A 12,829-nucleotide genomic window follows, 5' to 3' on the forward strand; every position below is an offset into this window, starting at 1 on the left:
ACGCAGCCCCTGACCTCGGCAGACAGTGCCCGGCATCGAAGCCACCGAGCACCAGGAGCCGACACCGTGACAACAGCCCTCACCGACTGGGAGGACTTCGACGTCCGGGCGCTCGACGACCACCTGCCGCAGCGTGTCCCGCTCCGTCCGGTCGACGCTCAGGCGCCGGCGCAGCTTGGTGCCCACCCAGTGCGCCAGGTACGCCAAGTACGCCAGGTATGCCAAGGTCGGATCACCAGACGGGCCGTCCAGCCTGTTGGTCCGCGAGTTCGGCGTCGGGCTTACGTGTCTGACCGCTCAGGGAGCGTGCGGAAACGGCGTCAGCCGTGCCCGCCCGCGTCCGCGCCAACGCGACCGCATCGCCCTGGAACGCCCAGGACATCTTCGGCTCCATCACGTATCGGAACACCCGCCGTACCGGCCGCGTGCACAGCAGCGTGATCAGCGTGACGGCCAGCAACGTCACCACGACCTCGCCGGCCGGCGTGCGCACCCAGGGGAGGGTGTCGTACCAACCGGACCAGCGTGCCATCTTGATCGCGAAACCGTGCAGCAGATAGCCGTACAGCGTGCCCGCGCCCAGCTTCGTGAACCACGTCTGCCGCGGTGGCACCAGGGCCAGGAAGCACACGGTGAGCACCAAGGCGCAGCCGAACAGCGCGAGTTCCATGACCGGGGAGACCCACGCCGGCATGCCCAGGTCCTGTACGGCGTTGTTCTGCCGGAACCACGCGGTGTTCATGCGCGGCGCCGCCCAGTACGCGAAGACGGCGGCGGCCAGTATCACCGGCGCTGCCGCGACGCGGATGGCGCGCTGCCGCAGCAGGTCGAAGTGGGCCGGCTTCAGGTGCAGTCCGAGGACGAAGAAGGGCAGGAACTGCAGCACCCGCCGCATGGCGAAGTCGTTGCCGACCTGAGGTGAGGCCGCCGCGAGCACGGCGATCACCAGCGCCAGTGGGACGGGCCAACGCACGAGCTTCCAGAGAGGGGTGGTCAACCGCCAGATGAAGAGAGCCGCCAGGAACCAGTCCAGGTAGTACGGGCTGGTGAGGCTGATCGGCTCGTTCGGGGTGTCGTGCACCCAGCGCTGGAAGTAGGCGTAGAGAACCTCGAAAACCACGTACGGCACGGCGACACTGGTGATGAGCCGCTTGAGCTTGGCCGGGCTGAGGTCGAATCCGCGGGAGAAGTAGCCGGAGATGAGGACGAACGCCGGTATGTGGAAGGTGTAGACGGTCATGTACAGCGCCATCGCCACCCGGCCACCGTGGGTGAGCGGCTCCCACGTATGCCCCATGGCGACGAGGACGACCGCCAGGTACTTCGCGTTGTCGAAGAACGGATCTCTCCCGTCGGACTTGGGATCGATCCGTGGGGCGGGATCCTGCCGCGCCTCGGGCGCCGGGTCCACAGTGCGTTCGAGGGGTATGGCCGCGCGGAACATTTGAGGCACCCTAGCCGCACAGCTGTAATGGGCAAAACCGTCCACACGACTGAACCGTCGCCCGTCCGTCGGTTCGGCGCGACGACCGGCCAATTTGCGTATGCCGCCTGCTTGATGTCGCATCATCTGCCTCAAGGGAGGCGTGTACGCGGCGAACCGGGCCAGCCGTTGTCGCGCTACGGCGGAAGAGCCGCTCCGGGCATCGGATGGCGCCCGAGCAACGGTGCCGCCGCGAGACCCAGCCCTCGCACGCGCCCGGCTCTCCCCCCTGGACAGCTACCTCGCCGGGCGGCAGGCCATCGCACAGCTCTCACCCACTGCGCCGACTCCCCCGGACTGGGTGCCTGACCTGGCACAGCGGGTCACCCACCCTGAACGGGACACTCACGGCGCCTGGTTGGACCGGGGAGAGGGTGCTGCACGAACTGACGGAGCGGGAGGGATGTCAGGCACCGGCGCCGGAGCGGCTAGTTTGTATGCGGGACTGGTACGAAGGCCCGTGGTGGCAGAGGTACACGGGGGACGAGAGGTCGGGAAGAGTGTCGCTGCGCGAAGGTGATCCAGCCGAGATCGGTGGATATCCACTTGAGGCCCGGCTCGGCTCGGGTGGCATGGGCACCGTCTTTCTGGCCCGTACGAGTTCAGGGCGACCTGTCGCGATCAAGCTGATCCACCCGCAGTTCGCGGCGGACGACGAGTTCCGCACCCGCTTCCGACAGGAGGTGTCGGCGGCGAGGCGGGTGAGCGGCGCGTTCACCGCCGCCGTGGTCGACGCTGCCCCTGAGGCCGAGCAGCCGTGGATGGCGACGACGTATATCCAGGGGCCCACGCTCTCCCGGCGCATCGCCACGAAGGGCCCGCTGAGCGGAGCGGAGCTGAGGAGGCTCGCCATCGGGCTGGCGGAGGCTCTGCGGGACATCCACCGGGTGGGGGTCGTCCACCGTGACCTGAAGCCCTCGAACGTCGTGCTCTCGTCCGAGGGCCCCCGCGTCATCGACTTCGGCATTTCGCGCGCCGTGGACCAGCAGACGCTGACGGTGACAGGGCGGGTCATCGGTACGCCGCCCTTCATGTCTCCGGAGCAGCTGCAGGCGCCGCGTGATGTGGGACCGCGGTCCGATGTCTTCTCGCTGGGGACGCTGCTGGCGTACGCGGCGACGGGCCACGGGCCCTTCGACGCGGAGAGCCCCTACATAGTCGCGTATCAGGTGGTGCACGGGGTGCCGTCGCTGGAGGACGTGCCGGCGGCCTTGCGCGCGGTCGTCGAGTCGTGCCTGGCCAAGGAGCCCGATGGGCGCCCCTCGGCGGACGAACTCCTCCTGCTGCTACGGGACCTGCCGGCCGACCTCGGCCAGACCGACGCGAGCGGAGTTGGCGCGGGCCGCACCCGCGACACGATCACCCAGCATCATTTCGCGGCGCCGGCCACCCCGACAACCACCCCGGCGCCGACCGTCCCGACAACCACCCCGGCGCCGAGTGCCCCGTCAACCACCCCGACCGGTCCCGGTACGGGGAGCGCCGACACCTCCATCGGCCGCCGACCGCGTGGCCGATGGCGTCCCGTGCTCGCGGCTTCGGTCGCGGTCACGGTGGCAGCGATCGGTGGCGGAGTCGCGGCGCTGACGACGGGCGGCTTCGGGGGGAACAGCGGCGGCGACCAGGGCAACACCCTTGCGGCCCCGGTTGCCGCGCTTCCGGACGGCTTCAAGCCGTGGCACCGGACCGTGCCGGGCGGTCGCGAGGACATACCCGACGAGCTGCGTTGCGTCGCGCACGGCGACGCGCTGTTCTGCGGGGGCGGCGGTGTTGTCGCGACCCGTATCAGGGCCAAGGACGGCTCGCGGGTGTGGACGGCGAAGAGCCCCGGCGTCCCCACCAATGGCATGCACCTGGTGGGCGCCACCGACGACACGGTGGTCGGTTACCGCTTCGCCGCCCAGGACGCCCCTCAGGACCCTCGTAGCGAGGTGGTGGCCATCGACGCCAACGACGGCCGGGAGCTGTGGTCCGTGCCGTCCGGCGCCCAGTCGACGGCCGTCACGGGTCGGACTCGGGACGCCATTGTGGTCGGCTCCGACGTCGTGACGGTCGACGCTTCCAACTCCCGCTTCGAGGCCCGCAACGCGCACAGCGGTCAGGTCACATGGAGGTCGTCGTTCCCTGCGGGAAAGCAGTGCGCTCCCGTCCCGGTGGGCCCCCAGCTCGTCGCGATGTGCGCGACGGACGCGGAGGTGGATGCCGCGGCGGTGCGCCACCCCACCCTGTACCCGGTCGACCGCGCCTCGGGGACCCTGGGCAGGCCCATCGCGGTCAACGGCCCCGCCGTCCCGATGGGCGTCGCCAACGGCAGGCTCGTACTCCTGCACGTACGCCTGGGGGGAACGGAGCTGGACCGCTACAACGGGGTGGCACGGGTCGACCCGGTCTCGCAGAAGGTCACGTACTCCCGCCTGGCCAAGACGTACACGGGGACGCCCGGCATGGCGGGCAGCACCGTCTACGTGAGCGGGCAGACCGGTCTCGTCACGGCACTCGACCCCGCGACCGGCCGGGAGAAGTGGTCGCGGCAGACTGACGTGGAGGGCGCGTCGGGTCCTGTCGTGGGAGCCGACGCACTGTATTTCAGCTCGGCCACCGGACGGGTGGTCGCGCTGTCGCCGCACGACGGCAAACCCCTGTGGACAACAGATCCGCAGGCCGATGGGTTGACGGGCCAGGAGGGCGCAAGCCCGCGGGTGACTCTTGCGGGGCGTGCGGTGATCGTGGCCGCGGCCAAGAACACTCTCTTCGCCTTCGACGCGCAGAAGCCGCCGAAGTCGGGCTGACCCGGGTGGCGGGACGGCGGCTGCAACCTCGCCAGGGAGTACCGCGGGAACCTCCGCCGCTGGCACCACGTACCAAGATCCGGGCCAGGCGCGGACCAACTCGGCTTCGCAGCGGGCATTTCCACCCGTTGGCCGATACCGCTTTCCTCAGAACTTCGCAGGACTCCTGTCACTGGGGGCCGCGCTTGTGATCTGTACGGTCACCGTCGGCTGTTCGTGGTGGGCCTGGCCGTCTTCGGGCTCCCGAAGGACAGGGCTGGACGCGTCGTCCGCTCACGGTGTGGCGGTCGCTTGCGTTCACCCCCTGTCTCACCGATCACACGTTCCCTTCCCCGCGGACGGAGAAAGCACCCGCGGCAGCCGCCAGAACTGCCGCCTCCGCGGCCCGTTTCGGGAGTTGCGGGTCCGGATCGGCACGCAGGAGCACCAGTTGGTGGTAGAGCGGCGCCGTGGCGGCGATCAGCAGGCTCCGCGCGTCCGTGTGCTGTGCGGGGAGTTCACCGCGCTCGATGGCGCGCTCAACGAGGATCTCGCACTGGGCGTACCGGTCCGTCCACAACTGCGTCTGGGCCCGCGCGGCCCGTTCGAAGTGGAACGAGGCAGCCATCAGGGCGACGGCGAACGACGGCTGTACGACCAAGGACTCCTGGATCTCCTGGTTGAGGGCCGTCAGATCGCCGCGCAGCGAGCCGGTGTCCGGCGGCTGCCAGTCGATCTCGCCGGCGGCGTCGATGACGTCGACGAGCAGGCCGCCGACATCGTGCCAACGCCGGTAGACCGTGGCGCGGTGTACTCCGGCCCGCGTCGCGACACCCTCCATCGAGAGTCCTTCGTGACCGCGTTCAGCGAGTTCGGCGCGCACCGCATCGAGAACCCGGGCGCGGATGCGGGCGGTGCGACCGCCCGGACGGCGGTCCGATGTCGTGTCCAGTGGGTCTGTCATCGGCAATCAGTATCCGGTTGATCAAGGCGGCAGGGCCGTGCCAGCATCTTAACGCGACAGTTGTCGCTCTCGGTCCACCAGAGAGGAACCGCCTCCGCGATGCCGCCCGTTCCCGCCGACCCCACCGCACTCCACCCGATGCCCGAGCACCCGCGCGTGGTTCTGCTCAAGCCGTTGGTGAAGTCGCCGCTGATCGAGGTCGGTGACTTCTCCTACTACGACGATCCGGACGACCCGACCGCGTTCGAGACGCGCAACGTCCTGTACCACTACGGCCCCGAGCGGCTCGTCATCGGCAAGTACTGCGCGCTGGGGACAGGCACCCGGTTCATCATGAACGGCGCCAACCACCGGATGGACGGCCCTTCCACCTTCCCGTTCCCCACCATGGGCGCCTCCTGGGCGGAGCACTTCGACCTGATCACCGACCTGCCCGGCCGGGGCGACACGGTCGTCGGCAACGACGTGTGGTTCGGCCACGGCGCCACGGTCATGCCCGGTGTACGCATCGGTCACGGCGCGATCATCGCCGCCGGCGCCGTGGTCACCGGCGACGTCCCCGACTACGGCATCGCCGGCGGCAACCCCGCCCGACTCATCCGCACCCGCTACGACGCCGCTGACATCACCCGGCTCCTCACCGTGGCGTGGTGGGACTGGCCCGTGCAGCACATCACCCGGCATGTACGGACGATCATGTCGGGGACCGTCGCCGACCTGGAGGAGGCCGCCGCGCAGATCGACCAGCCCTGACACCGCGTCCTCGCCACACCACCCGCACCCGTCCCGCGCCGGGAACGAGTGATCGCCCATGTCCCGTCGCCGCGCCCATATCGCGATGGTCGGCGTCCCCATCGCCAGCCATGTCCTACCCAGCCTCGCGCTCATCCGTGAGCTGGTGGCCGGCGGGCACCGGGTCACCTACGCCAACGACCCGGCCGACCTGTACCTCTACGACATCGGCGCCCTGTGCCGCGCGCCCTCGCCGAAGCGCAGGGCCGTCCCCTCGTGCAGCTGTCCCCGACGTTCGTCGGCTGGGACGGCTACCAGGAGGAAGTCGCGGCGCATCTGCGGAAGCTGCCGGGCGCCGACGCGTACCGGGACACGTTCGCGCGGTGGCTCACCGACTGCGGTGCGACCACCACGGACGTGGACACGTTCTCCGGCCCACCCGCCCGGGCCCTCGCCCTGATCCCGCGAGCGATGCAGCCGCACGCCGAGCGAGTCGACACCGACACGGTGACCTTCGTCGGCCCCTGCTTCGGCACCCGAGCGGACACGGACGGCTGGACCCGCCCGGCGGCCGCGGACAACGTACTGCTGATCTCGCTCGGCTCGGCGTACACGCGCCAGCCCGCGTTCTACCGCCAGTGCATCGCGGCCTTCGGCAACCTGCCCGGCTGGCACGTTGTACTCCGGATCGGCAAGTACACCGACCCCGAGGAACTCGGCACCATCCCGCCCAACGTCGAAGTGCGCTCCTGGGTCCCGCAGCGGGCGATCCTGGAACAGGCCGACGCCTTCGTCACCCACGCCGGCATGGGCGGCTGCGGCGAAGTCCTCCTCGCTGGCGTTCCCATGATCGCCGTACCGCAGGGAGCCGAGCAGTTCATGAACGCCGACCGGCTTGTGGAACTCGGCGTCGCCCGCCGCGTGGACACCGCTGACGCCAGCGCCGAGACCCTTCGTGCGGCGCTGAACGACCTGGTCACGGACCCGGAACGGGTCGACCGGTCCCAGCAGTTGCAGGCCGCCGCCCGGACCGAGGGCGGCACCCTGGCCTCAATTCCTGATAATCACAGTGATTCCCGCGTTCCGCATGGCGTCAACGGCGGCTTGCGACTTGTTTTTGACGTCTTCCGTGGCGTGCGGCTGGTAGAGATGATGTGCATCGACGGTGATGGCGAATTTGTGGGTGGTACCGCCATCCTTCGGCTGGTAGCCCTTCCTGGCGAACTCGATGAGCCGTTCGGTGCAGCCTTCTCCGTGTGTCTTTCTGCAGGTTTGCATGGTGGTGGAGCACGGGCTCGTGGAAAGATCCAGTACCAGCGTGTGGTTCAGGGTGTCGTCGCTCCCGACCCGACCGAGGCTCAGGGCGGTGGTGCGCAGACCGTTTTCATGGTTGGCGATTGCTTCGTCAAGTATGTCGAGCAACTGGTCCTCGGCGTGGTCACCCGGCGAGTGTGGAGAGGTTTTGCTGGTGGTGGTTCCGATGGGTTGCCCATTCAGAGTCCCAGTGCATCGGGTGCTGAATCCGGGATGTTCATCGACGTCTTCCTCCGGCGCGTAGTAGGCGGCGGCCGCGCGCTGAATATGGACGTCCTCCCGCCCTTGACCGTGGCCGCACCCCGGCCCGTGCTGGTGGGGCCCGCCACTGACTGCCATCCGCTGGACGGTTTCGTCCGGGCCGTCTGCCGTCCTGCTCCGGGCGACGACGGAGGGAGCGGTCGCCTCACCCGCGCGGAAAGCGGCGCCGTCGTTCCCGGCAGTCTGTTCCGAGTCCTGCTTCGGGTCGGTGAAGGTGATGCCGGCGCCGTTGCTGTGGCCGGTCTCCGGTATGCCCAGGAGGTTGTTGTTGACGTGGCTGAGCTCGTGGCCGATGAGATTCTCGTCGTGCACGCTCGCTTCGGCGGACAGGAAGATGTGGTTGTCGACCGTCATGGCCTCGGCCCCCATCGCCGCGGTGGCGCGCTGAGCCACCGCGTCGCGATGCAGGCGGGTGGAGGAGATCCTCTTGTTCTGGTAGAACGACTCGGCCTTCGCCACCACCGGCGAGGGCAGCGACTCGCTGGAGGAGTTCATGGCGGCGGCCAGCAGCGCGCTCTGTCCCTCCGGGCTGGTGTCCGGCACGGCGTCGTGGAGGTGTGCGTCCTCCTCCGCAGCGCGCGCCACGGTGGCACCCACGGATCGCTGTACGGGGGATCCCTGCGTGTGAGAAGCGCATGCAGGACCGTGCTGGTGCCCGGTCTGCGCCCATGAATGCCCGGCCTGACGCAGCATCTGAACGACCGCCGCGTTGCCGGCAGAACCGTTCAAGTCGAGCATTCGTTGCACCGCCGTGCCTGGGGAGGGGGAAGCCGCGCGCGCCCGCGCGGCCGCACGCGCCTTCTCGTCCTTGCTGTTGTCGTCCCGGGCCAGGCCCATCTGCGTTCCTCCTGAATCGAGGGCGAACCAATCGGTTCACCCTTACGTGCAGGACCGAGGCGGCTCCAGGGACGCAGGGGCAGACTCGCCGGCCACACGGGCAGTCGTGCGCGGCGGCCCGGGCCGGTGTGCCGCGGCCTGCGGGCGGGCCGCCCGCCGGTAGGCGGGACAACGTGCGGGCGGCGGTCGCGTCCCCACAGGCGATCCGCCGTCATCTGCGACGACGCGGAATCCGCCTGGCGTCATGAACTGAGCTGAGCTGCCGCGAACTTCTTGCGCCACGCCAGCGAGACATACACCAGGGCGACCAGGACGGGCACCTCGATCAGCGGGCCGACGACACCGGAGAGGGCCTGGCCGGAGGTGACGCCGAAGGTGGCGATGGCGACGGCGATGGCCAGCTCGAAGTTGTTGCCCGCCGCGGTGAACGCCAGGGTCGCGGTGCGGTCGTAGGCCAGGCCGAGGCCCTTGCCGAGGGCGAAGGTGCCGCACCACATGAGCGCGAAGTAGGCCAGCAGCGGCAGCGCGATCCTCGCGACGTCCAGCGGCTGCGAGGTGATCGTCTTCCCCTGCAGCGCGAAGAGGATGACGATCGTGAACAGCAGTCCGTAGAGGGCGAACGGGCCGATCTTCGGAAGGAAGCCGGTCTCGTACTTCTCACGGCCCAGCTTCTTCTCGCCGAGGCGGCGGGTGAGGAAGCCGGCCAGGAGCGGGATGCCGAGGAAGATGACGACGTTGAGGGCGATCTTCCACAGGGAGATGTCGAGATGCTGTCCGTCGCCGAGGCCGAGCCAGCCGGGCAGCAGATCCAGGTAGAACCAGCCCAGCAGGCCGAATGCGATGACCTGGAAGACCGAGTTCAGGGCGACCAGTACCGCCGCGGCCTCGCGGTCGCCGCAGGCCAGGTCGTTCCAGATGATCACCATGGCGATGCAGCGAGCCAGACCGACGATGATCAACCCGGTGCGGTACTCGGGCAGGTCAGGCAGGAAGAGCCAGGCCAGCGCGAACATCACGGCCGGGCCCAGGATCCAGTTGATGACCAGCGAGGAGACCATCAACCTCTTGTCGCCGGTGACGGCGTCGAGCTTGTCGTAGCGGACCTTGGCCAACACCGGATACATCATGATCAGCAGGCCGACGGCGATCGGCAGGGAGATCCCGCCGATCTCCACCTTCGCGAGGGCGTCGTTCAGGCCGGGGATGACGCGGCCCAGACCCAGACCGAGCCCCATCGCGATCAGGATCCACACCGCCAGGAAGCGGTCGAGGGTGGAGAGCTTGGCAACGACGGAAGAGCCCTGGGCTTCTTCCGTCGTTGCGGGGGCTTCGGTGCGGGTCACGGACAGGACCTCTTCCGGTCAGCGGCGGTACGGGCTTGCTCGGCCAGCTCCGTGAACTGCCCGGCGAGGGCGGCGATGACGTCCGGGCGCAGCTTGTAGTAGGTGAACCGGCCGCACGGCTCGGTCTCCACCACACCCGCCTCGCGCAGCACCCGCAGGTGGTTGGAGAGGTTCGTCTGCTTGGCACCGGTCTCCTCGACCAGATGTGTCGTGCAGAGCGTCTCCCGGGCGAGCAGATGCACGATCTTCAGCCTGAGCGGGTCGGCCAGCACCCGAATCAGGTCAGTGTCGACTGACGTCATCATGGACTGATACTCTCACATCAGCTGACGCTGACACCAGCCCAGGCTGATTCGTGGAGCCCGCCGAAGGGGTTCTCATGACCGCATCCACTCCGCCCGTCCTGCCCGACGAACGGCTGGCCGCCGGGGCGGCCCGCCTGACCGTGCAGCACGCCGGCCGGTTCTCGGCCGAGACCGTGCAGCGTCCGCTCGTCGGCTCCGACGCCCGCCCGGCCACCACCGCCCACGTCCACTCCCACCTGGTGGTGCTGGCCGAGCGTCTGACAACCGAACGGCTTGATGCGCCGGCGCATGTGCAGGGGGCGCCGGGCAGTGGCCTGCCGCGGGTGCTGTTCGTCTGCAGCGGCCCGTCGCCGATCCCGACGGCGCCCCGATCGCCGTCGTGCGCCGTATCCGCGACGAAATCGACGCCCACCTCACCGACCTGCTCGACTCCCTGCCGAGCGACCGACCTCCCGCCCGCACCAGCACCCGCTCAGTGAAGGAAGAACCCATGCCCTCCGCACCGCTCGCCTCCGTGCTGTTCGTCTGCGTCCACAACGCCGGCCGCTCGCAGATGGCCGCCGGATTCCTCGGCCACCTCGCGGGCGACCGCATCGAGGTCCGCTCGGCCGGCTCCCTGCCCGCCGACCAGGTCAACCCCTCCGCGGTCGAGGCGATGAAGGAGGTCGGCATCGACATCGCCAACCAGCGGCCGAAGGTCCTGACCACCGAGGCCGTCCAGGCGTCCGACTACGTCATCACCATGGGCTGCGGCGACGCCTGCCCGATCTTCCCCGGCAAGACGTACCTCGACTGGGCCCTGGAAGACCCCGCAGGGAAGGGCGTGGAGTCCGTCCGGCCCATCCGCGACCAGATCAAGACCCGCATCGAGGCGCTGATCACCGAGATCGACGCGAAGCCGGAGGCCTGAACGCCGCGCCCGACAGCGACGTACACGAGGTCATCGCCACCGGCTCCGCCGGACACACCGCCGCGCTCTACTCCGCCCGCGCCGGCCTCAACCCGCTCGTCTTCGAAGGCGCCGTCACCGCAGGCGGCGCCCTGATGACCACCACCGAGGTCGAAAACTTCCCCGGCTTCGCCGACGACAACCAGGGCCCCGACCTGATGGACGCCATACCCGCCCAGGCCGAACGCAGCGGCGCCGGGCTGTCGCCGACGACATCGTCTCCGTGGACCTGACCGCCCCTAACCCACCGGTACGTCCTTGCCGGTCAGCTGCGCCCGAATGCCGTTCTGTGTCACGGAGATGTCGCGCAGCCGAATGTCGCCCGGCAGGTTGTCCGGCAACTGCACGGAGAACTCCATCTGCTGCGCGACCTTCGGCTCCCGGAGCTTCCGTAGGCCCTGGATGAGCGAAGGGTCGATGCCGGTGGGCTTGAGCAGCGACGGATGGCCCACGAGCGTGTCCAGCACGCTGCCCTTCATCATCTGCTGCGGAAGGACGTTCTTCCCGGTCGCCTGTTGCAGCTCGCCCTTGTCCATCTTGTCGGCGACGGGTGCGGTCAGCTGCAAGCCACCGCCCTTGCCCGGTACGTAGGTGAGCAGGCCGGGCACCACCACGCGCGTGTCCTGCACGGTCATGCGCAGGCCGCGGTCCCCGGTGCGCTGCAACCGCGCACGCCCCCGGATCTGGGCCTGCTTGTCGCCCACCGGCAGGGCGCCGTCGGCCAGCACCGTGTTCTTCTCAGGGCCGGGCATCAAGTGGATCTGCGACGCGCCGACTTCGCGGTTCAGGTCCGTGAAGTCCAGGAGGACGTCACCGCGCACCCGGCTCAGCACCGCGCCCTTGACCGAGGACGGCAGGCTGCCGACGATCCGGATGTCGTCCACCGTCCCCTTCACCTGGGCGACGGAGAGCTTCCCGGCGTCGACATCGGGGACGTCGACCTCGACGTGGTCGATGGTGCCCGCGAGCACCTGCCCGATGAACGGGAAGCTGTCGATGTGCACCTCGGGCTCGGCGTGCAGCTTCAGCGCCTTCTGCACCTGCTGCGCCGCCACGTTCTCCGCGTAGAGCACGGCCCACCGGTCCCCGAGCGTAAGAAACGCAAGAACGATGGCCAGTGCGACGACCACCTTCGCGGTCCTCCGCACCATCCGACGTGACGTGCGCGCGGCCTGCGGGTGCTCCTTCTGGTCGCCGGTAACCGTGTTGCCGGTGCCTGCGTCGGCTGCGGTGGTGGCGCTGCCCGTGCCTGTACCGGAATCGGCGCCGGCGGTGTTGCCCTGGGCCGACGAGGCGTCCGGCTCTACACCGCCCTGGGCCGTCGGTTCGTCCGGGCACTGGTTGTCCGAGCCCGGGCCGTCCTGGGCAGCACGGCTCGCCGGTACCCGCGCCTTGGAGTCTGCGGAAGGTTCGTTGGAGAGCATCGCCACCATGCGACCACACCCCAGGCACTCGAACCAAGTTGTGCGTACCAAGACCCACAAGTGCGCCCAGATCGCAGGCGAAAGCTCGAAGCATGTGGTGCGACCACACCGACGATGCGCTGCCCGCAGCGGAAAGGCTCCAGCACACGGCGACCGCAATCGCCCGCACGCCCGGCACCGGCGGCCACCCGCCGACGAGCCCCACCACTGCGGACACCGCCCGGCTGTGGCCGCACGCCCCCGACGACCTCGCCGGATCACGCATCGTGTCACGTGAGCAATAGCCTTGACCTGCAAGGCCATTGAGCGCATCGCGTTTCCGACCCAAGCAGTGGCACCCTTTCCGCCCGGTGGTCATGATGCCTTCATGACACCCGGGCGCGGAGAGGCTCTGGAACTCCTCGGTCCAGCTCTCCCACTACTCTGCGCGCAGACAGACGCACCAAGCT

11 protein-coding genes and 2 pseudogenes are annotated in these 12,829 nt (G+C 69.2%); 7 read left to right on the forward strand and 6 right to left on the reverse strand.

Going from position 1 to position 12,829, the window contains the following annotated elements:
* Positions 1 to 232: 232 nt before the first annotated feature.
* Positions 233 to 1,444 (reverse strand): acyltransferase family protein, encoded by a 1,212-nt coding sequence (locus tag V2J85_RS02610; RefSeq protein WP_330820506.1) that lies wholly within the window; start codon positions 1,442 to 1,444, stop codon positions 233 to 235.
* 539 nt (positions 1,445 to 1,983) lie between these two features.
* Here V2J85_RS02610 and V2J85_RS02615 point away from each other — a divergent pair.
* Positions 1,984 to 4,272 (forward strand): protein kinase domain-containing protein, encoded by a 2,289-nt coding sequence (locus V2J85_RS02615; RefSeq protein ID WP_330820507.1) that lies wholly within the window; start codon positions 1,984 to 1,986, stop codon positions 4,270 to 4,272.
* 316 nt (positions 4,273 to 4,588) lie between these two features.
* Here V2J85_RS02615 and V2J85_RS02620 read toward each other — a convergent pair whose 3' ends face one another.
* Positions 4,589 to 5,215 carry a TetR/AcrR family transcriptional regulator gene (locus tag V2J85_RS02620; protein ID WP_261953314.1) on the reverse strand — a complete coding sequence of 209 codons (627 nt, stop codon included), beginning with the start codon at positions 5,213 to 5,215 and terminating at the stop codon, positions 4,589 to 4,591.
* A gap of 99 nt (positions 5,216 to 5,314) precedes the next feature.
* On the opposite strand from V2J85_RS02620, the gene V2J85_RS02625 reads away from it, so the two are divergent.
* The gene (locus tag V2J85_RS02625; RefSeq protein ID WP_330820508.1) at positions 5,315 to 5,968 is read left to right on the forward strand and encodes a CatB-related O-acetyltransferase; all 654 of its coding nucleotides are present in this window, start codon (positions 5,315 to 5,317) and stop codon (positions 5,966 to 5,968) included.
* A gap of 58 nt (positions 5,969 to 6,026) precedes the next feature.
* A pseudogene (locus V2J85_RS02630) lies at positions 6,027 to 6,991 on the forward strand (macrolide family glycosyltransferase); the annotation flags it as partial.
* A 6-nt stretch (positions 6,992 to 6,997) separates the two neighbouring features.
* Here V2J85_RS02630 and V2J85_RS02635 read toward each other — a convergent pair.
* The 3 genes from V2J85_RS02635 to V2J85_RS02645 form a co-directional block, all read right to left on the reverse strand.
* Positions 6,998 to 8,359 (reverse strand): eCIS core domain-containing protein, encoded by a 1,362-nt coding sequence (locus tag V2J85_RS02635; RefSeq protein WP_330820749.1) that lies wholly within the window; start codon positions 8,357 to 8,359, stop codon positions 6,998 to 7,000.
* Positions 8,360 to 8,601: 242 nt separating this feature from the next.
* Complete coding sequence (gene arsB, locus V2J85_RS02640) at positions 8,602 to 9,702, reverse strand: ACR3 family arsenite efflux transporter (protein WP_261953312.1); 1,101 nt, start codon at positions 9,700 to 9,702, stop codon at positions 8,602 to 8,604.
* On the reverse strand, positions 9,699 to 10,007 hold the full coding sequence (locus V2J85_RS02645) for an ArsR/SmtB family transcription factor (RefSeq protein ID WP_261953311.1): 309 nt from the start codon (positions 10,005 to 10,007) through the stop codon (positions 9,699 to 9,701). The genes arsB and V2J85_RS02645 overlap by 4 nt, the downstream gene beginning before the upstream one ends.
* A 74-nt stretch (positions 10,008 to 10,081) precedes the next feature.
* On the opposite strand from V2J85_RS02645, the gene V2J85_RS02650 reads away from it, so the two are divergent.
* The 3 genes and pseudogenes from V2J85_RS02650 to V2J85_RS02660 all read left to right on the forward strand — a co-directional run.
* Entirely contained in the window at positions 10,082 to 10,486 is a 405-nt protein-coding gene (locus tag V2J85_RS02650; protein ID WP_330820509.1) for a hypothetical protein, read from the forward strand.
* A gap of 11 nt (positions 10,487 to 10,497) precedes the next feature.
* A complete protein-coding gene (locus tag V2J85_RS02655) occupies positions 10,498 to 10,917 on the forward strand; it encodes an arsenate reductase ArsC (protein WP_330820510.1) in 420 nt (139 codons plus the stop codon).
* Positions 10,914 to 11,191 (forward strand): annotated as a pseudogene (locus V2J85_RS02660) (thioredoxin-disulfide reductase); the annotation flags it as partial. The gene V2J85_RS02655 and the pseudogene V2J85_RS02660, both read left to right, overlap by 4 nt.
* Positions 11,192 to 11,195: 4 nt before the next feature.
* Here V2J85_RS02660 and V2J85_RS02665 read toward each other — a convergent pair.
* Entirely contained in the window at positions 11,196 to 12,389 is a 1,194-nt protein-coding gene (locus tag V2J85_RS02665; protein ID WP_330820511.1) for an LmeA family phospholipid-binding protein, read from the reverse strand.
* Between the two features lie 83 nt (positions 12,390 to 12,472).
* Between V2J85_RS02665 and V2J85_RS02670 the strand changes: the two genes are divergently transcribed.
* Complete coding sequence (locus V2J85_RS02670; protein ID WP_261953307.1) at positions 12,473 to 12,664, forward strand: hypothetical protein; 192 nt, start codon at positions 12,473 to 12,475, stop codon at positions 12,662 to 12,664.
* Positions 12,665 to 12,829 lie beyond the last annotated feature (165 nt).

Origin of the sequence: Streptomyces bugieae, assembly GCF_036352915.1 — a bacterium.
Lineage (GTDB): Bacteria > Actinomycetota > Actinomycetes > Streptomycetales > Streptomycetaceae > Streptomyces > Streptomyces endophytica.

Bases quoted from the DNA above. Each gene is read 5' to 3' on its own strand.
- V2J85_RS02610 (WP_330820506.1), bottom strand. From the start codon at position 1,444: ATGTTCCGCGCGGCCATACCCCTCGAACGCACTGTGGACCCGGCGCCC.
- V2J85_RS02620 (WP_261953314.1), bottom strand. From the start codon at position 5,215: ATGACAGACCCACTGGACACGACATCGGACCGCCGTCCGGGCGGTCGC.
- V2J85_RS02625 (WP_330820508.1), top strand. From the start codon at position 5,315: ATGCCGCCCGTTCCCGCCGACCCCACCGCACTCCACCCGATGCCCGAG.
- V2J85_RS02635 (WP_330820749.1), bottom strand. From the start codon at position 8,359: ATGGGCCTGGCCCGGGACGACAACAGCAAGGACGAGAAGGCGCGTGCG.
- V2J85_RS02645 (WP_261953311.1), bottom strand. From the start codon at position 10,007: ATGATGACGTCAGTCGACACTGACCTGATTCGGGTGCTGGCCGACCCG.
- V2J85_RS02650 (WP_330820509.1), top strand. From the start codon at position 10,082: ATGACCGCATCCACTCCGCCCGTCCTGCCCGACGAACGGCTGGCCGCC.
- V2J85_RS02655 (WP_330820510.1), top strand. From the start codon at position 10,498: ATGCCCTCCGCACCGCTCGCCTCCGTGCTGTTCGTCTGCGTCCACAAC.
- V2J85_RS02665 (WP_330820511.1), bottom strand. From the start codon at position 12,389: ATGGTGGCGATGCTCTCCAACGAACCTTCCGCAGACTCCAAGGCGCGG.
- V2J85_RS02670 (WP_261953307.1), top strand. From the start codon at position 12,473: ATGTGGTGCGACCACACCGACGATGCGCTGCCCGCAGCGGAAAGGCTC.